This window comes from Lacrimispora sp. YZC11 (assembly GCF_057543815.1).
Genome location: NZ_BAAJYQ010000020.1, coordinates 788,565 through 807,144, shown reverse-complemented (window position 1 = coordinate 807,144; position 18,580 = coordinate 788,565). Strand labels below are relative to the sequence as shown.

At 45.8% G+C, this 18,580-nt stretch carries 19 protein-coding genes and 2 tRNA genes; 3 read left to right on the top strand and 18 right to left on the bottom strand.

Annotated features, from left to right (window positions below):
- Positions 1-93 precede the first annotated feature (93 nt).
- The 3 genes from AC27IJ_RS25120 to AC27IJ_RS25110 form a co-directional block, all read right to left on the bottom strand.
- Positions 94-182, bottom strand: a tRNA-Ser gene (locus tag AC27IJ_RS25120).
- A gap of 46 nt (positions 183-228) precedes the next feature.
- A tRNA-Ser gene (locus AC27IJ_RS25115) sits at positions 229-314 on the bottom strand.
- A gap of 187 nt (positions 315-501) precedes the next feature.
- Positions 502-768, bottom strand: a complete 267-nt coding sequence (locus AC27IJ_RS25110; protein WP_312447276.1) for a hypothetical protein — start codon at positions 766-768, stop codon at positions 502-504.
- Between the two features lie 283 nt (positions 769-1,051).
- Here AC27IJ_RS25110 and AC27IJ_RS25105 point away from each other — a divergent pair, with 283 nt between their 5' ends.
- Positions 1,052-1,378, top strand: coding sequence for a helix-turn-helix domain-containing protein (locus tag AC27IJ_RS25105; protein WP_312447273.1), 327 nt, complete (start codon positions 1,052-1,054; stop codon positions 1,376-1,378).
- 28 nt (positions 1,379-1,406) lie between these two features.
- Here AC27IJ_RS25105 and ispD read toward each other — a convergent pair whose 3' ends face one another.
- The 9 genes from ispD to AC27IJ_RS25060 form a co-directional block, all read right to left on the bottom strand.
- Positions 1,407-2,123, bottom strand: coding sequence for a 2-C-methyl-D-erythritol 4-phosphate cytidylyltransferase (ispD, locus tag AC27IJ_RS25100; RefSeq protein WP_312502916.1), 717 nt, complete (start codon positions 2,121-2,123; stop codon positions 1,407-1,409).
- A gap of 7 nt (positions 2,124-2,130) precedes the next feature.
- Positions 2,131-3,168 carry a tRNA (adenosine(37)-N6)-threonylcarbamoyltransferase complex transferase subunit TsaD gene (tsaD, locus tag AC27IJ_RS25095; protein ID WP_312447267.1) on the bottom strand — a complete coding sequence of 346 codons (1,038 nt, stop codon included), beginning with the start codon at positions 3,166-3,168 and terminating at the stop codon, positions 2,131-2,133.
- Positions 3,169-3,178: 10 nt separating this feature from the next.
- On the bottom strand, positions 3,179-4,090 hold the full coding sequence (locus tag AC27IJ_RS25090) for a ribonuclease Z (RefSeq protein ID WP_487151284.1): 912 nt from the start codon (positions 4,088-4,090) through the stop codon (positions 3,179-3,181).
- Between the two features lie 87 nt (positions 4,091-4,177).
- Positions 4,178-4,420 carry a hypothetical protein gene (locus tag AC27IJ_RS25085; protein ID WP_312447263.1) on the bottom strand — a complete coding sequence of 81 codons (243 nt, stop codon included), beginning with the start codon at positions 4,418-4,420 and terminating at the stop codon, positions 4,178-4,180.
- Between the two features lie 246 nt (positions 4,421-4,666).
- Positions 4,667-5,101, bottom strand: a complete 435-nt coding sequence (gene rimI, locus AC27IJ_RS25080; protein ID WP_312447260.1) for a ribosomal protein S18-alanine N-acetyltransferase — start codon at positions 5,099-5,101, stop codon at positions 4,667-4,669.
- Between the two features lie 54 nt (positions 5,102-5,155).
- Entirely contained in the window at positions 5,156-5,848 is a 693-nt protein-coding gene (gene tsaB / locus AC27IJ_RS25075; protein ID WP_312447258.1) for a tRNA (adenosine(37)-N6)-threonylcarbamoyltransferase complex dimerization subunit type 1 TsaB, read from the bottom strand.
- Positions 5,849-6,274 (bottom strand): tRNA (adenosine(37)-N6)-threonylcarbamoyltransferase complex ATPase subunit type 1 TsaE, encoded by a 426-nt coding sequence (gene tsaE, locus AC27IJ_RS25070; protein ID WP_312502912.1) that lies wholly within the window; start codon positions 6,272-6,274, stop codon positions 5,849-5,851.
- Between the two features lie 3 nt (positions 6,275-6,277).
- Positions 6,278-6,784 carry a YcxB family protein gene (locus AC27IJ_RS25065; protein ID WP_312447252.1) on the bottom strand — a complete coding sequence of 169 codons (507 nt, stop codon included), beginning with the start codon at positions 6,782-6,784 and terminating at the stop codon, positions 6,278-6,280.
- Between the two features lie 88 nt (positions 6,785-6,872).
- A complete protein-coding gene (locus AC27IJ_RS25060; protein WP_312447249.1) occupies positions 6,873-9,014 on the bottom strand; it encodes a Tex family protein in 2,142 nt (713 codons plus the stop codon).
- 252 nt (positions 9,015-9,266) lie between these two features.
- Between AC27IJ_RS25060 and AC27IJ_RS25055 the strand changes: the two genes are divergently transcribed.
- Positions 9,267-9,662, top strand: coding sequence for a sodium:solute symporter (locus AC27IJ_RS25055; RefSeq protein WP_312502907.1), 396 nt, complete (start codon positions 9,267-9,269; stop codon positions 9,660-9,662).
- A 3-nt stretch (positions 9,663-9,665) separates the two neighbouring features.
- Here AC27IJ_RS25055 and AC27IJ_RS25050 read toward each other — a convergent pair whose 3' ends face one another.
- From AC27IJ_RS25050 to secA, 6 genes are all read right to left on the bottom strand, one after another.
- On the bottom strand, positions 9,666-10,010 hold the full coding sequence (locus AC27IJ_RS25050) for a DUF2752 domain-containing protein (protein WP_312447246.1): 345 nt from the start codon (positions 10,008-10,010) through the stop codon (positions 9,666-9,668).
- A gap of 14 nt (positions 10,011-10,024) precedes the next feature.
- On the bottom strand, positions 10,025-11,233 hold the full coding sequence (locus tag AC27IJ_RS25045; protein ID WP_312447243.1) for an aspartate kinase: 1,209 nt from the start codon (positions 11,231-11,233) through the stop codon (positions 10,025-10,027).
- Positions 11,234-11,330: 97 nt separating this feature from the next.
- Positions 11,331-12,569: a homoserine dehydrogenase gene (locus AC27IJ_RS25040; RefSeq protein ID WP_312447241.1), complete on the bottom strand. Its 1,239-nt coding sequence runs from the start codon at positions 12,567-12,569 to the stop codon at positions 11,331-11,333.
- An 80-nt stretch (positions 12,570-12,649) separates the two neighbouring features.
- Positions 12,650-13,093, bottom strand: coding sequence for an ACT domain-containing protein (locus AC27IJ_RS25035; protein WP_312447239.1), 444 nt, complete (start codon positions 13,091-13,093; stop codon positions 12,650-12,652).
- 140 nt (positions 13,094-13,233) lie between these two features.
- Positions 13,234-14,368, bottom strand: a protein-coding gene (gene prfB / locus AC27IJ_RS25030; protein ID WP_312447237.1) for a peptide chain release factor 2 whose coding sequence is annotated in 2 segments (ribosomal slippage) — positions 13,234-14,292 and positions 14,294-14,368 — 1,134 coding nt in all. Because the reading frame shifts where the segments join, the coding sequence is not laid out codon by codon here.
- Positions 14,369-14,460: 92 nt separating this feature from the next.
- Positions 14,461-17,031: a preprotein translocase subunit SecA gene (gene secA, locus AC27IJ_RS25025; RefSeq protein WP_312447235.1), complete on the bottom strand. Its 2,571-nt coding sequence runs from the start codon at positions 17,029-17,031 to the stop codon at positions 14,461-14,463.
- A gap of 615 nt (positions 17,032-17,646) precedes the next feature.
- Here secA and hpf point away from each other — a divergent pair.
- A complete protein-coding gene (hpf, locus tag AC27IJ_RS25020) occupies positions 17,647-18,174 on the top strand; it encodes a ribosome hibernation-promoting factor, HPF/YfiA family (RefSeq protein WP_312447233.1) in 528 nt (175 codons plus the stop codon).
- The last annotated feature ends 406 nt before the right edge of the window (positions 18,175-18,580 follow it).

Below are 18,580 nucleotides of genomic sequence, written 5' to 3'. Positions count from 1 at the left end.
TTTTATTAGAATTTTCAGGGTTTTACATACTGTTCAATCTTCTGTTTTCAAAGTGCTGTGCATCTGCCGGAAGGTTCGCTTCCTTGATGCTGACGCAGAAGGAGGGATTTGAACCCTCGCGCCGCTACTAACGGCCTACTCCCTTTCCAGGGGAGCCCCTTCAGCCGCTTGGGTACTTCTGCAATTAGCTGATTCTTCTATAGTTATTAGCGGCTAAAAACCTGCCAACGGAGAGGGTGGGATTCGAACCCACGCGCCCTTGCGGACAAACGGTTTTCAAGACCGCCTCGTTATGACCACTTCGATACCTCTCCAAATGTGCTTTTATATTTTAATAGAAGTCCATGCTTTTGTCAAGCACTTTTTTCTATTTTCCAAATCTCTTGGAGACCCATACTGCTTGTTTCGCTGCACTTATCAGCTGCAACTTGGATAGTTTATCATTGTTTGTTTGTTCTGTCAACACATTTTTACATTTTTTTCAAATTATATTTTTAAGTCTCAGAAATACTCCAAAAGCCGTTGTTTTGCTTCTTCAGCTGTCTTAAAATCTACTTCTGTGCCTGTTATATAACTGACTGCATCTTCCCATACTTTTACTGGATAATCTTCTGCCGGTATTTCGGCAATAGCAAAGCAACAGCATCTTATAGAAATACAGTTTCTTAAATCTGACAGGTACATGCAGCCCGAATTCGCCGCTATCCGGTCCAAAAGCCCAAGCCTGGCGTTTTTGTCCTTCTCTATCCTGTTATCTTCAGTTTTCATCTACCGTACCTTCTTTCATCTTTCCTGCCCATGCGTTCCGGGCAGAGCCCACCCCGCTTTATCGGGTGTAAAGGTATACCCGCAGGGTGTTTCTTCTCATGCAGCCGCCGGCAATATTCGGAAGCTGCCCACCCGCATGGCGGACTTTTCTGTATAATCATACATTAAATACTTTATATAACTAATAATATTGTAATGAATGCAACATGTCAAGTGATGGATTGCATTATTTACTACATATATTTCATATAATGCAATACTATGGAAACAGGAGGAGTTACCTATGTATATAGATTTCAATTTTTCCAAACGCCTTTCGGAGCTCAGAGCTCAAAAGGGCGTGTCTGCACGTGACATGAGTCTGTCTCTCGGGCAGAATCCCACATATATCCATAAAATAGAAAATGGACTGGCTCTTCCGTCCATGATGGGTTTTTTCTATATATGCGAATATCTGGACATTGAGCCAGCCGAATTTTTCTCTCGCGGCATCAGCAGCCCTGCAAAAGTCAAAGAACTAATGGAGGATGCACAGCATTTAAACCGGGAGCAGCTTGACCACCTTCATCTGATCGTTAAGGATCTTTTAAAATCAGGAGGGAAAAAATAAAAAGGAAGCTGCACCTACAGCATTCCTTTTATTTTTCCCGGTGTTTTCTTTTTATCAGCACTCCGGCAATTTCCATGTCTTCCGGTGTTGTAATCTTTATGTTGGTATAATCGCCCCGAATCAATTTTACCTTTTCCTGAGTCATGGTTTCTACCACCATGGCATCATCCGTTACTCCCCCCTGATACTGTTCCGATGACATAAGCTTTTCATAAGCCCGAAGCACCAGCTCATATTCAAAGGCCTGAGGAGTCTGAATCAGCCATAGACTGTTCCGGTCCGGTGTCATGGCTGCAAAATCATTTATATCGGAAATTTTGATGGTATCCTTTACAGGCATCCCTACCGCACAGGCTCTGTACATTCTGGCTGCATCGGAAGCGGCCTCTATAATCTCTCCGGTCACGCAGGGTCTGGCCCCGTCATGGATTAAGACATATTCACAGTTATTAACTGCCTTAAGCCCTTCGTATACGGAATGATACCGTTCCTTTCCACCTTCTGTAACTGCGGTAACCTTTTTAAAACCGTATTTCTCTATGATCTCCTCCTGGCAATATCCGGACTCTCCCGGACCGGTCACCAGGATGATCTCATCTACCGAACTGTTCTCGAAGGCATGAAGCGCATAATACAGCAAAGGTTTCCCAAAGAGCTCCAGGTACTGCTTATGCACCTGGCTTTCCATGCGTGTCCCTTTTCCCGCTGCCAATATGACCGCTGCCGTTCTCCCCCTGTCTTCCATCCGACTATCACCTCTCACCCAGCTTTAAATTGGGAACTGCATTTAAATCCCAACCGGCTCTCGAGCCATTAATATACTCATAATAAGCCGCTGTACCGATCATGGCTGCGTTATCCGTACAGTAAATGGGTGATGGATAGTAAAAGGTAATACCGGCTTTTTCACATGCAAGGCTCATCCCTTTCCGCAGGGCGGAATTGGAAGCCACACCACCGGCTATGGCAACCTTTTTAAATCCATATTCCTTTGCCGCATCCATCGTATGACTTACCAGCACGTCCACGACCGCACTTTGGAAGGATGCCGCTAAATCAGCAACATTGATTTCTTCTCCAATCATGCCCGCATGGTTGATGTGGTTTAATACCGCAGATTTTAAGCCGCTGAAGCTGAAATCGTAAATGTTCCCTTCCACCTTTGCCCGCGGGAATTTGATGGCATGGGGATTTCCCTCCTTGGCTGCCCTGTCAATCTTCGGGCCTCCCGGATATCCAAGACCCACTGCTCTTGCCACCTTGTCAAATGCTTCTCCTGCCGCATCATCCCTGGTACGGCCCAGGATTTCAAATTCACCGTAATCCTTTACAATGACAAGATGGGTATGGCCGCCGGATACAATCAGGCATAAAAATGGCGGCTCCAGATCCGGATGCTCAATGAAGTTGGCCGATACATGTCCTTCAATATGATGGACGCCCACCAGCGGCTTGCCCGCAGCATAGGCAATGGCCTTTGCTTCCGCAACACCTACAAGGAGCGCTCCCACAAGGCCCGGACCATAAGTAACGCCTATGGCGTCCATATCCTCCAGGCACAGCCCTGCCTCCAGAAGGGCTGCTTCTATCACTTGATTCATTTTTTCAATATGCTTTCTGGATGCGATTTCCGGCACAACGCCCCCATATAATGTATGCAGGGCGATCTGAGAGGAGATCACATTGGAAAGGATCTCTCTTCCGTTCTTTACTACGGCGGCCGCCGTCTCATCACAGGAACTTTCAATTGCAAGTATATAGACATCTTCCTCTGTATGATTCTTTTTCATTGCCGCTCCCTCACTCCTCATCAAATTCCAGCTCCAGGGTCCAGGCATCTTTTGCCGCTTTGGCGCGTGGAAAGATTTCCCGGACTTTGTCCATGTATTCCTCCGGTCTGGTAAGAGAAGGACTGTAATGAGTCAGCCACATCTGCCTGGGCTGAGCTTCCTTTGCCAGCCTGGCAGCCTCATAAAAGGTCATATGCTTATATTCTCTGGCTTTTGTTTCTTTTCCTTCCTCTCCATACATACCTTCGCAGATAAAAAGATCCGCCTCCCTTGCATATTCCGCAATTACAGGAACCGGCCTTGTATCCGTACAATAGGTAACCTTAAGCCCTCGTCTTGCGTGACCTAAGACCATATCAGGAGTCAGGGTTTTTCCGGCCTCTTCAATGGTTTCCCCTTTTTGCAGACGGCTCCAGAACTTCTGGGGTATACCGGCTGCATTGGCCCGGTCTACATCAAACCGGCCTGTCCTTGGAATGGAAATGGAATAACCATAACAAACAACATTGTGGTTCACCCGGTAAGCATCGATCACATAAGGCCCGATCTTTACCTGCTCCCTATTCTCAGAAAGCTCGATGAATTTAAGTTCAAAAGGAAGCTCCGGCGCAATGATCCGCAGAGCACCCACCACACGCTCTAAGCCCTTTGGCCCGATAAGAGTCAGGGGTTCTGTCCTTTCCGCATTGCCCATGGTCAGGAGAAGTCCCGGAAGACCGCTGATATGGTCGGCGTGATAATGGGTAAAACAAATGATGTCAATGGGTTTCGGGCTCCAGCCCTTTTCCTTTAACGCAATCTGGGTTCCTTCTCCGCAGTCAATGAGAAGATCACTGCCACCGCATCTGGCCAACATGGCTGTCAGCCACCGGTATGGCAGAGGCATCATTCCTCCGGTTCCCAGCAAACATATATCCAACATAAAATTTCCTCGCTTTGGTTTCTATCAATGAACAGCGGCAAAAAACCGCCTCATAAAATCATATCACAAAGCAGAGGGAATTAGCAACTATAAATATTCCAGCTGTTCTTCTACTTCTACAGGAATCTTGAATTCCTGAATCATGGCATCGTAGCACTCCTCACACAGATCAAAATGATGGATTTCCCCATCCTTCTCGGAGAAAAAGTCCCAGGTATGATTGACGCTTAATACCCCCTCCCTGGCTACACCTTCTGACACGATAATTTTTTTGCCACAGCAGTTACACACAACTGTTTCAAGCTGACCACCGTTTTTGTACTTTCTCATCTTCCTCTCACCTTTCCATTTTACTGCCCATGCTTTTTGGGCATATAGGTATACCCGTAGGGTGTTCCCACTTAATCGCCCTGCTTTTCGGGCATAAAGGGATACCCGTAGGGTATTTCCTTTTTCGCACTTACCAGTCAGGCCCTGTTTCCGTTTTTCCTCATCCGAAAACAGGAAAAAGGGCATCCTTACTGGATACCCCTACATTATAAACGGTGTTTCCCCTTATTTTTAGTGGTAAATGTTTCATATCCGGCGGTTCCACATAATAATGGCATTTTCGAAAGGATTAAGGTAATAATTTTTACGGATGGTCTCCTCTTCAAATCCATAGGATCTATAAAGGTTTCTGGCTCTTTTATTACTTTCCCGGACCTCCAAAGACAAGGATTTTACTCCATTTTCTCTGGAAGATTCCACCAGCCGGTCCATAAGTTTCTTCGAAAGGCCCCTCCCCCTGTACGCAGGCAAAACAGCGATCCGAAGCAGTTCTCCCTCCCCGGCGATGATACGGAAGACGCAGTACCCTAAAACCTGCCCCTCTTCTTCCAGCACAAGCCAGGTATCAAGGCTGCTTTCCAGGCCCTCTTTGACAGATTTCAAGGACCATGGATCTGAAAAACAGAGCCGCTCTATTTCAGCGACCCCAAATACATCCGACTGTCTCATTTCATGAACCATGAGCTTCTCCCCCCTCTCATGGAAGTTCGACTCACCTGATGGTTCATCGAACGGCTATTTTTCCTCCCGTTCCCGCTCTGCCTGGGGCTTTCTTAAATAAACAGGGGAATGCTCCGCCGCCGTAAGGGTCTTTCCCTCCTCATAATACCGGCCTCCTAAAGCCGCAACCGCCGCCGCCCGCTGCCGGTTCAAATGTGCCGGAGCAAATAAGAAGGGAACCGTTATCTTTTCTTCTATCTGCTTTTTGTATACAGGAACTCCGTCTCCTAAAAAAATCACCTTTTGTCCGGCTGCATTTAATTCTTCCACCAATTCTCCAATATCCATGGCGCATTGTTCCTTAATCACGGAAAACCCTTCCCTGTTGTCATAAATGCCGGTATATACCTGGTTCCTTCTGGCATCCATGATAGGGCAGACCCGGTAAGCGCTTCCGTATAAGTTATAAGCCATGGCATCCACAGTAGGCACGGAAACCAGGGGTTTCTTCAAAGCCAGGCCAAGGCCCTTGCCTGTCGCAGAGCCGATCCGCAGCCCGGTAAAGGAACCAGGTCCTCCGGATACCGCAATGGCATCCATGGTTTCTAAGTCCAGTTCTACCATTTTTACAATTTCATCCAACATGGGAAGAAGGGTCTGGGAATGGGTCCTCTTAAAATTTACCGTATATTCCGCAGTCAGTACCTCGTCCTCCACCACGGCAACGGAAGCCACCAAAGACGAGCTTTCAATTCCAAGTATCCTCATTTACATTCCCTCCACGGTTATTTTCCTGTAATCAAAACCTTTTTCCATATCCTTTTCGATGGTTATGGTCATTACATGGTCAGGAAGAAGCTCTTTAATCAGATTGGACCATTCAATAAGGCTTACTCCCTCTCCGTAAAAACAGTCTTCATATCCGATCTCATCCATCTCGCTGATATCGCCGATCCGGTACACATCGAAATGGTAGAAAGGCAGGCGCCCATCCTCATACTGGTTGACAATGGTAAAGGTGGGACTGTTTACCGGTTCCTTGATTCCAAGGCCTGATGCAAACCCCTGGGTAAATACGGTCTTTCCTACTCCCAAATCCCCATTTAAGCAGTATACCGAGGAAGGCTCGGCTTCCTCTCCCAGTTTTTTCCCAAATTCATAGGTTTCTTCTGGCTTCCAGCTTTCTATTACCATAATTTATATCCTCTTTCGCCTTTCAGGAGGCAGTTTCTCTTTGATAAGCCCGCGGATAGCCGTCTTTTTATCTCCGGTTACGGAATCAGGCAGCAGATAGGCGTGAACCCGGTCCATATACAGGATCATCATATCACTTTTACGGTCTACTTTACCTATGTTTTCCCAGGTAATCTCCAGATTTTCCTCTCCCTGGGAAACCAGAATTCCATTCTCACCAAAGGTGAGGGTCATAGCATTCTGGATCACAGGACTCTTTGCCTGCTTAAGAGCCTTTAAATAAAGAATGCCCGGCTGCCAGACCGTAAACATCAGAGCACAAATGATCAGCAGCACCCGGTATGAGGTGGAATTGGAACTCCATGTAGTAATCAGGAGAAAAACAGCGGCAGCGCTGAAAATAATATTAAAAAGCCCCTGCAGTCCCTGATAGGAATGGTACATGGAAAACTTCCACAAATCCTTTGCCGTCAATTTCACTTCTATTTCAATGGGATCTTTTTCTTCCATATTCTCCTCCTTTCTGTGCGGTTGGCACAGCATTTCCTGGCACAACTTTCTTCTCTTTGGCGAGCCGCCAGGCGAATCAAGCTTCCTATTATAATTTCATGGTCAGGGCGATTCTCTTCTTCTGTACATCCACGCTTATGACCTTAACTTCAACGATATCCCCCACACTGACCGCTTCCAGAGGATGTTTAATGAATTTATCCGACATCTGGGAAATATGGACAAGGCCATCCTGATGGACGCCGATATCTACAAAGGCACCAAAGTCAATGACATTTCTTACGGTTCCCTTTAATACCATGCCTGGCTGCAAATCCTTCATCTCCATTACATCGGTACGGAGAATAGGGGCAGGCATCTGGTCTCTTGGATCCCTTGCCGGTTTTTCCAGTTCTTTTACAATATCCCGCAAGGTAATCTCACCGATTTCCAACTGGGCCGCCAGTGCCTTATAATCCAGGATCTTTTTACCGATTCCGTTTAAGCCTCCATGAGCCAGCTCCGTCAGATCATAGCCGAGCTTTGCCAAAAGCTTTTTAGCCGCTTCATAGGTTTCAGGGTGAACGCTGGTTTTGTCTAAGGGATTCTTCCCCCCCTGGATCCTCATAAAGCCTGCACACTGTTCGTATGCCTTCGGTCCAAGCTTTGGAACCTTTAAAAGCTGGTTCCTGCTGGCAAATGCTCCGTTTTCCTCGCGGTAAACCACGATATTCTTCGCAATGGGCTTTGAAATTCCGGAGATATATTCCAGCAGGGAAGCAGAAGCCGTATTTAAATCCACTCCCACCTTATTTACGCAGTCCTCCACAACACCCTGAAGGGCCTCGCTTAAATGCTTCTGGTTCATATCATGCTGGTACTGTCCTACTCCAATGGATTTTGGGTCGATCTTAACCAGCTCTGCCAGGGGATCCTGCAGTCTTCTTGCAATAGAGGCGGAGCTTCTCTGGCCCACATCAAATTCAGGGAACTCTTCCGTGGCAAGCTTGCTGGCGGAATAAACAGAAGCACCTGCTTCATTTACGATGATATACTGAACCTGCTCCGGTATTTCCTTTAATAATTCCACAATCACTGCTTCCGATTCCCTGGAGGCGGTTCCGTTTCCAACAGAAATCAGGGAAACGTGGTATTTTTTGATCAGCTTCTTTAAAACAGCCTTTGCTTCCTCTACTTTGTTCTGGGGTGCTGTGGGATAGATGACTATGGTATCAAGGACTTTTCCTGTCTCATCCACAACTGCCAGCTTGCAGCCGGTCCTAAATGCCGGGTCCCAGCCCAGGACCACCCGTCCTGTAATGGGAGGCTGCATTAGAAGCTGTTCTAAGTTCTTTCCAAACACCCGGATCGCCCCAGTCTCTGCCTGCTCTGTCAAAGAGCCTCTTACCTCACGCTCAATAGCCGGAGCTATGAGACGGTCATAACTGTCGGAAATCACTTCTCTTAAGACGTTCGCGGTGTAGGGGTTGTCCCTTACAATTACCTGCTTTTCCAGAAACCGTAAAATCTGCTCTACAGGTGCAAGTATTTTTACCGTAAGAATCTTCTCTTTTTCCCCCCGGTTTAAAGCCAGGATCCTGTGGCCTGCAGATTTTTTTATGGTTTCCTCATAATTGTAATACATTTCATATACGGATTCCGCTTCTTCATCTTTCGCCGACCCCTGAAGGCTTCCCTGGGTTATGGTGGCATTCCTGATATAGGTACGGTATTCCGCATTGTCGGAAATCCGCTCCGCCAGGATGTCCTTTGCCCCGTTTATGGCTTCCTCCGTGGAAGAAACACCCATTTCTTCGGAAATGTACTCTGCCGCCGCCTCTGTTAAAGGAGTCTTTATCATCTGAAGCATGATAAGGTCCGCAAGAGGTTCCAGCCCCTTTTCCTTTGCAATGGTGGCTCTTGTCCTTCTCTTGGGCTTATAGGGACGATATAAATCCTCCACAGCTACCAGAGTCTGAGCTTCTAAAATCTTCTTTTCCAGCTCTGGTGTCAGCTTCTCCTGCTCCTTAATGGAGGAAAGGACCTGTTCCTTCCGTTCCTCTAAATTCCGCAGATAGCGGAGCCTTTCATCTAAGTTGCGCAGGACCTCATCGTTTAAGGAACCGGTGGCCTCTTTCCGGTATCTTGCAATAAACGGAATGGTGTTTCCTTCGTCAATGAGCTTTACTGCTGCCTCCACCTGTCCGCGGGCAATGGAAAGTTCTTCTTGTAATGCCTTAATTATATCCATGGTGATCCCCTTATTTTTTCATAATTGCATTTTTCTTACAACCTTTGTTCAATTTACTATTATAATTCATCAGCCTTCCTTATGCAAGACCCGTCTGGACACGCAGGCCTTTTCGTGCTACAATCATAAAATAGTATGGTTTATGAGAAAATATCCTTTGGACTTCCCATAAAAAGTGCAGCTTTTCGCACCATCCATCCGATTATGAAGACATCTTTTGTTTTCTCAATATGCAAACGAGGTAAATTACGAATGGAAGAAAACCATAACAGCAATAACGGAATGCTGCCCCAGATTCGTCCAACCGGCTCTTTTCTGGCCTTCTGGTCTGTTCTTCTGGGTGGCTTTGGACTGGCCAGTGACTGTCTTCCCCTGTTCAGCATCTGGAATCTGCCTGCCGGCTTGTTTCTCGGACTGATCGGCATCGCATGCGCCGTGCTTTCCAGACAGGGAAAACCCTTTACCCAGCAGGCCCAGCTTGGCCTGATCCTGTCTGTTATTTCTGCAGTCTGCGGCCTTATGATGGCATTATTTATTATTTTTGTATATGATACCATGGATACCAATACGCCCATGGGCCATTATTTCAGACAGGTCTTTGAGACTGCCTCCCAAGCCCTTTCATCCACCTCTTCTTCCGGAGAATAGGGTTTACTTAAAAGGGGGGAGCAGATCCACGCTTTTAATGACCAGCATATAATTCTTGAAAATCCAATTAGCCACAGTAATAGCAGCTCCTGCCAGGATCAGTATCCTGGCTCTTTTTTTATCCATGGGAGTTTTCCGCCCTTTGGAGAAAGCCCATAAGAACAATTCCAAAAACAGCACGAAAACAGCATAAAGGACCAGCGGATGATACTGAAAACTCATCCGCAGGTCCCCCCGCAGCAATGACCGGACGGCCCGGGTTCCCCCGCAGCCCGGGCAATAAAGCCCGGTTAAGGAATGGAACAGACAAGGAAGCCCTAGGCCAAATATTTTTTTTAACCAGTTCATTTTTTCACCTTTGTTTAATCCGCCAGATCAAAGGCATCATGGACCGTCCTCATAGAACGGTTTACATCCGCTTCATCGATCAGAACCGTTATCCGGATCTCAGAGGTGGCGATCATCTTGATATTCACATTCGCACTGGAAAGGGCCTCAAACATCTTTGCCGCCACTCCGGGATTGCCTGTCATCCCTGCACCGATAATGGAAATCTTAGCAACGCCTTCCTCACTCGTTATATCCTGGGCGGTGATGGAGTCCTTATTTTTCTTTAACAGATCCATGGTATCCTTTAAATCAGTCTTTGCCACCGTAAAGGAAATGTCCTTTCTTTCTTCCCGTCCGATGGATTGAATGATGATATCCACATTAATATTGTTTTTTGCCAGGAGATTAAAGATTTTAAAAGCAATTCCAGGCGTATTCTTGACCCCGATCACTGAAATACGGGCTACATTCTTATCCGCGGCCACACCGCTAACCAGCATTCTTTCCAATTTTGTTTCCTCCTTGACAACTGTACCTTCTGCCCTGGTCAGACTTGACAGAACAACCAACTGAACTCCATAGCGCTTTGCCATCTCCACAGACCGGTTATGGAGCACTTTTGCTCCAAGGGAAGCGAATTCCAGCATTTCATCATAAGAAACCTCAGGGAGCTTTCTCGCGTTTGGAACAATGTGTGGGTCTGCGGTGTATACACCATCCACATCTGTATAGATCTCACAGGCGTCCGCATGAAGGGCGGCTGCAAGGGCCACGGCCGTTGTATCGGAGCCTCCCCGGCCAAGTGTTGTTAAGTCATCGTACTTATTGACCCCCTGAAAGCCTGTGACGATCACGATTTTCCTGGCCTCCAGCTCATGCCGAATCCGTTCCGTATCTATCCGCTTTAATTTGGCCATTCCGTAGGCAGAGGTGGTGTGCATGGCCACCTGGGCCGCATTTAAAGAAACGGCCGGAACTCCCAAAGAATTCATCGCCATAGACATAAGGGCCACACTAATCTGTTCCCCGGTGGCTAACAGCATATCCATCTCTCTCTTTGGAGGATTGGGATTTATCTCAAGGGCTTTTGCAATGAGACCATCCGTCGTCTTTCCCATAGCGGACAGAACCACTACCACCTGATTGCCTTTTTCATATTCCTCAATGCAGCGCTTTGCCACATTAAAAATTCTTTCCTTGTCTGCGACGGAGCTACCGCCAAATTTTTTCACTACTAACATTGATGCCTCCTGGCGAAAAGTCAAGCGGATATTCTGATCCGCTTTGCTGTATGCTAATAAACCTGTTAAATGCCCGCTATTTAGTTCTTGACGAACATTAAGCGGGGGATTGCTTATTTGCGTTCAATTCTGCGCGGATGCACTGTCTGATACCCGGCAGTTTTTTCGCTTTTAGTCCATATTCTTCTTCGGTCATGGTTTCCGTAAGAACTGCAAATTCATCCATATGATCCAGTTCCACCACTTCCACCTTGCCGAATACTGCCTCCACTTCGTTCACACGCTTTTCCGCAATCCCTTTGATTCTTACAAAGTAACGGAAAGAAAAGCTGTTCATCGCTGAAATGGTAAGGCTTTCCTTATTCCAGCCCATTACCACATGGTGATCTTGATTGTTAAGGGCTTCAATAATATCCGCCACCACAGCGCTGGCTGTTGGAAGCTTTCCGGCCCCGCTTCCATAGAACATGGAAGTGCCCAACATGTTTCCTTTTACCAGAATGCCGTTATAAACATCATTTACGGAATATAACGGGTGATCTTTTCCGATCATGACCGGGGCTACAAATGCATGGACGGTTCCGTCCTGGATCCGGCTTGAGCCAAACAGCTTTACAGAGGTTCCCATTGCATCGGCATAACGGAAATCCACATCCGTTATTTTTGTAATCCCTTCTGTATAAATATGCTCATAATTGACCTCGTGTCCCGTTGCCATGGCCGTTAGAATGGCAATCTTTCGACAGGTATCGTGTCCCTCTACATCGGCTTCCGGGTTCCGCTCCGCGTAACCAAGCTCCTGAGCCTCTCTTAAAGCCGTTTCAAAGGTCTCGCCTGCTTTGTCCATTTTTGTCAATATATAGTTGGTGGTTCCATTTAAAATGCCGGTGATCTCTTCAATCTCTTCGCCTGCAAGGGAAGTATAAAGAGGACGTATGACGGGTATGCCGCCGCCTACACTTGCCTCGAAAAAGAAGTTCACATTATGTTCTCTGGCAATCTCTAAGAGCTCGGTGCCGTACGCCGCCACCAGAGCTTTATTGGAAGTAGCCACATGCTTGCCAGCCTTTAAGCTCGCCTTCACAAAAGGATAAGCGGGATTTAATCCTCCCATGGTCTCAATCACCATGGACACTTCAGAATCCTTCTCAATGATGGAAAAATCATGAACGATCTTATCTTCCACAGGGTCCCCCGGAAATTCTCTTAAATCCAGGACGTATTTCACACCGACCTCGTCGCCCACCCTTTTGGCAATTATCTCTTTGTTTCTTTCCAAAACCTCTACCACACCTGATCCAATGGTACCATAGCCCATAACTGCAATATGTCTCATATTTTCCTCCAGCAACTCGCATCGTATTATTTTTTCTAGGAAGTCCCATTCGCCATTCAGCTCATCGAACGGTTGTACCTCTACTCCCTGGCTAAAATTTTAACGTAGTGGACCCCATCTTTTTCTTCTATATCCTCTACCATCTTTGAAACATTGCCGGTGGTTTCAAGGACTTCCACGCTTAACGTCAAGGTGGCCACTCCATTGACCGGAATACTCTGGTGTATGGTGAGGATATTGGCGCGGTACACAGCTACCACATGCAGCAGGTCGGACAGTAAGCCTGGTTCATCATCCATCTGCATCACAAGGGTAATGGTTTTTCCCTTCGTATTATCATAAAAAGGAAAGATATCATCCTTATACTTATAAAAAGAGCTTCGGCTGATTCCTACCCTGTCAGTCGCCTCCTGAACGGTGATGACGCGCTCCGATTCCAACAACTTTTTTGCCTCAACAACTTTCAGCAATACTTCAGGTACAGCCTTTTGCTTTACCACAAAATATTTACTTTTTTCTTCCATAATAAAAATATCTTCCCTTCTGTGTCCGCATCGGAAATACATCTGTGCTCATAGGGAAGATATTATCATATTTAGGCATGGTATGCAACTATTTTTCTATTTATTTTCTTCGGTTTTAAAATAAATACAGGGAAAATCCTCTATTCTGCGCTGCTTTCTCCGGACTTTGCCCCGGTGCTCAGCCAGCGTAAATAGGCGTACATGAACTGATCCAAGGAGCCGTCCAGGACGCTTCCAACATTGCCTGTTTCCGCATTGGTCCTGTGATCCTTGACCATGGTATAAGGCTGAAGAACGTAGGAACGGATCTGATTTCCCCAGCCGATCTCTGTCACATCACCCCGGATGCCGGATAACTTCTCCGCATTTTCCTGCTGCTTCAGCAAATAAAGCTTTGCCTTTAACATCTGCATGGCCTTGTCCTTGTTCTGGAACTGGGAGCGCTCATTCTGGCACTGGACCACAATTCCGGAGGGAAGGTGGGTGATGCGGATGGCCGAGGAGGTTTTGTTGATATGCTGCCCGCCTGCACCGCTGGAACGGTAGGTATCAATGCGTAGTTCCTCTTCGTTGATCTCCACATCCAAGTCCTCTTCAATATCAGGCATAACATCACAGGATACAAAGGAGGTCTGGCGTTTGCCTGCGGCATTAAACGGAGAGATGCGCACCAGGCGGTGAACTCCCTTTTCCGACTTTAAATACCCATAGGCATTGGGCCCGTTGATCTGTACCGTAACGGATTTAATGCCAGCTTCTTCCCCGTCAAGGTAGTCTAAGACTTCCAAAGAAAAGCCTTTTTTCTCCGCCCACCTGCAGAACATGCGGTATAGCATGCCGCACCAGTCACAGGATTCGGTTCCTCCCGCACCTGCGTTAAGCTTTAAGATGGCGTTATCATTGTCATACTCTCCGGACAGCAGGGTGTTGATGCGCATGTCTTCCAGCTTTTCCTTAAACAGATTTAGCATCTCTTCAACTTCCGGAACCAGGGAGGGATCATTTTCCTCATTTCCCATTTCGATCATCACGCCAATGTCTTCAAACTGCTGCTCTAAGTCCTTATAAGTCTGAACCGTATCTTTTAAATTCTTTGCAAGCTGTACAATCTTTGTTGACTTTTCAGGATCATCCCAAAAGCTCGGCTCTTCCATCGACTTGTCCAGCTCATCGATTCTCTTTAACTTATTATCTAAGTCAAAGTGAATCCCTCACTTCCACTAATGGTTTTTCAAATGTTGATAATTCGTATTTGTACTGATCTAACTCTACCACTGTGTCACCCACTTTCTGAATTAAATTATTTATCTATACAAAATTGGAGTCCGGTCCTTAAAAAGGGTGCGAACTCCAAATTTATAAAAATACTATACTAATTTACGTCCGCAGCACTGTTTGTATTTCTTACCGGAACCACATGGACACGGATCATTGGGATAAACCTTGGCTTCCACCTTCTTTACCGGTGCTTTCGGGGAGCTTTCATCCTTATTGGTTCCTGTCACCTTTGCAGCCGGTTCTCTCTCCACCTTCTGCTCCACGCGGATGTGGAATAAGATTCTTACGGTATCTTCGCGTATGGCCGCAGCCATCTCATCAAACATCTGATATCCGCTCATCTTGTATTCCACCAGCGGATCCCTCTGACCATATGCCTGCAGGCCGATACCCTGGCGCAGCTGATCCATATCGTCAATATGGGACATCCATTTATTATCGATTACCTTTAAGAGAATAACCCGCTCGATTTCACGGATCTGTTCTCCCTCCGGGAATTCTGCTTCCTTGGATTCATAAAGCTTAATTGCTTCTTCCTTCAGCATATGCTTCAGTTCATTCTTCCTGATCTTCTTATCTTCCGGAAGAGTGACTGACTGCAGCGGAATGATGGGGAGAAGAAGGGTATTAAGCTCATTCAAATCCCATTCCTCCGGCGCCTGTTCGTCGCTGACGGAAAGATCTACCGCATTTTCCACAATATCCGTCACCATCTTTAAGACGAAGTCACGCATATTGTCTCCATCCAGAACTTTTCTTCTCTCTGAATAGATCACTTCACGCTGTTCGTTCATGACCTCGTCGTATTTTAAAAGGTTCTCACGGATGCCGTAGTTGTTTGTCTCAATCTTCATCTGGGCCTTTTCAATGGCGTTTGAGAGCATCTTATGTTCGATCTGCTCTCCTTCCGGAACACCAAGGGTATTGAACATGCCTACCAGACGTTCGGAACCAAACAGACGCATTAAGTCATCTTCAAGGGAGATATAAAATCTGGATTCTCCCGGGTCACCCTGACGTCCGGAACGGCCGCGCAGCTGGTTATCAATTCGGCGGGATTCATGACGTTCCGTACCAATGATCTTTAAACCGCCTGCTGCCTTTGACTCGTCGTCAAGCTTGATATCCGTACCACGGCCTGCCATGTTGGTTGCAATGGTCACAGCCTTATGCACACCTGCATCCGCTACGATCTCAGCTTCCAGTTCATGATATTTTGCATTCAGCACCTTATGGGGAATGCCCCGGCGCCGTAACATATTGCTTAGCATTTCAGAGGTTTCAATGGTAATGGTACCTACAAGGACAGGCTGTCCCTTCTCATAAGCGATCTCCACCTCATTGCATACCGCTTCAAATTTCTCTTTCTTTGTTTTATAAACGGCATCCTCCTGATCAATACGTGCGATCGGTTGGTTGGTTGGGATGGAAATGGCATCCATGCCGTAGGTATTACGGAATTCTTTTTCTTCTGTAAGGGCAGTACCGGTCATACCGGCCTTTTTATTGTACTTATTAAAGAAGTTCTGGAAGGTGATGGTGGCAAGAGTCTTGCTCTCCCTGCGCACATTTACATGCTCCTTGGCTTCAATCGCCTGATGGAGTCCGTCGGAATAGCGTCTGCCAGGCATGATACGTCCGGTAAACTCATCAACGATCAGAACCTCGTCATCCTTTACCACATAATCCTTATCACGGAACATGAGGTAATTGGCGCGAAGGGCCAGTATGATGTTATGCTGGATCTCTAAGTTCTGGGGATCAGATAAGTTCTCGATGTGGAAGAACTGCTCTACCTTTTCCACACCTTGTTCGGTTAAGTTAACAACCTTGTCCTTTTCGTCCACAACAAAGTCGCCGGTTTCCGTAATTTCTTCTCCCATAATGGCTGCCATCTTGGAAAATTCCCCGGAAACCTCACCCTTTTCCAGCTGGCGTGCCAGAATATCACAAACCTCATAGAGCTTTGTGGACTTGCCGCTCTGTCCGGAAATGATAAGAGGTGTTCTTGCCTCATCAATCAATACAGAGTCCACCTCATCAATGATACAAAAGTCTAAATTTCTCAAAACCATCTGTTCCTTATAGATGGCCATGTTATCTCTCAGATAATCAAAACCAAGCTCGTTGTTGGTTACATAGGTAATGTCACAGTTGTATGCGGCGCGTCTTTCGTCAGAATTCATGGAGTTAAGTACGACACCAACAGTCAGCCCCAGGAATTCATGAACTCTTCCCATCCACTCAGCATCTCGTTTTGCCAAGTAATCGTTGACCGTTACGATCTGGACTCCATCGCCTGCCAAAGAATTTAAATATGCAGGGCAGGTAGAAACCAGGGTCTTACCTTCACCTGTCTTCATTTCGGAAATACGTCCCTGATGAAGAACGATTCCGCCAATGAGCTGTACACGGAAATGTTCCATATTAAGAACTCTTCGTGCTGCCTCTCTCACCGTCGCATAAGCTTCCGGTAAAATATCATCAAGAGTCTCGCCTGATGAAAGCCTTTCCTTAAAGAGCCTTGTGTTGTTTCTCAGCTCCTCATCCGTAAGCGCAACCATGGTCGGACGCAAAGCCTCTATCTTATCCACAATGGGGTCTATTAATTTCAATTCTCTTTCACTATGAGTTCCAAATATTTTTTGAACGAAGTTCATATTTCATTCTCCTACTCTTCTTAACGATATACACGATACAATCTCGTATATTGTAGCACTAACTCCTTCTTAATTCAACGAATTCATAAAAAATTAACATTCTGGTAATAAACAGGGCCTATTATTACCAGGTCCTTCCTTTTTCCACAGCAATCAACGGCAAATCTGGAAAAAATTATGGGCAATCTGACACATTGCACAAAAAACCTGTTCGATTCCCCACTTTTCCACATTATCCACATCCCATTGTGTATTTTTCCCCCAGTTTTATCCCCACTATGAAATCCCATAATTAGTGGAAAAAACAGTTATACACCAAGTTATCCACATTATCCACATTTTTTCTCCACAGATTCCCATATTTCCCATCCCATAAGCAACCAGGGACATTTTTGTATATATGTCATAAAATTTCCTTTTTCGACGAAAAATACTCTTTTTCCCTTGACTTTTTTTAAAGCCCATCTATAGTTTTTCAATAAACAGATAAAATAATAAGTAGAGACATTTTACAAGAAATTACCAATAATTATCTTATAATTTTACAATGTAATTGAACTGTTCTCAAAAATGTGCTATACTATAACCATCTCAAGAAAAAGGAGCTGATGACTTATGCGTTTTACAATTACAGGGAGAAATATTGAGGTTACACCGGGATTACGCGAAGCAATCGAAGACAAGCTTGGAAAGCTGAACCGTTTCTTCGCTCCTGCTACAGAAGCAATAGTAAGACTCAGCGTGCAGAAAGAAATTCAAAAAATTGAAGTGACCATTCCAGTGAAAGGACATATAATCAGAGCGGAAGAGTCCAGTACAGACATGTATGTTTCCATTGATCTTGTGGAAGAGATCCTGGAACGCCAATTGAAAAAATATAAGAACAAATTAATCGACAAAAAGCTGAACGCCCCTTCTTTTTCCACAGCATTTCTGGAAGAAGAAACTCAGGTTGACGATTATGTGGAAATCGTTAAGTCAAAGAAATTTGCCATAAAGCCCATGGATCCGGAAGAAGCCTGTGTTCAGATGGAACTTCTTGGTCACAGCTTCTACGTATTCTTAAATGCGGATACAGAGGAAGTCAATGTGGTTTATAAAAGAAAAGGCGGCTCCTACGGCCTTATTGAACCGGAATTCTAAAACTTAAAAAAAGCAGCCAGGACAATTGTCCGGCTGCTCAGACTGTAGTCAAAACGGTGTCAGGACACAAGTCCTGACACCGTTTTTCTATGTACATATTGTTCTTCATGATTTTTAACGTCAGAAAAGAAAAGCTGTCCTTTAGCTGACCCGTTCTTTTGTTTCTTTCCGGTGACCATACAGTTCCTTCATCCACGGTATATACCTGATATCCTCACACAACTCTATGTACGGTTCCCAGATATGGCGGGTAACCAGATTATCACGGTGTTGAAGGTAATGCTTGTTTTTTCATTCAATTTTTTGCAATTGGAAAAATGACGATTGACTAACGGCAATGACATTCAGGAGCGGATTGACATGTTACTAATAAAGCTTAGCAAAATGCGTCCCAATAAATCAGCAG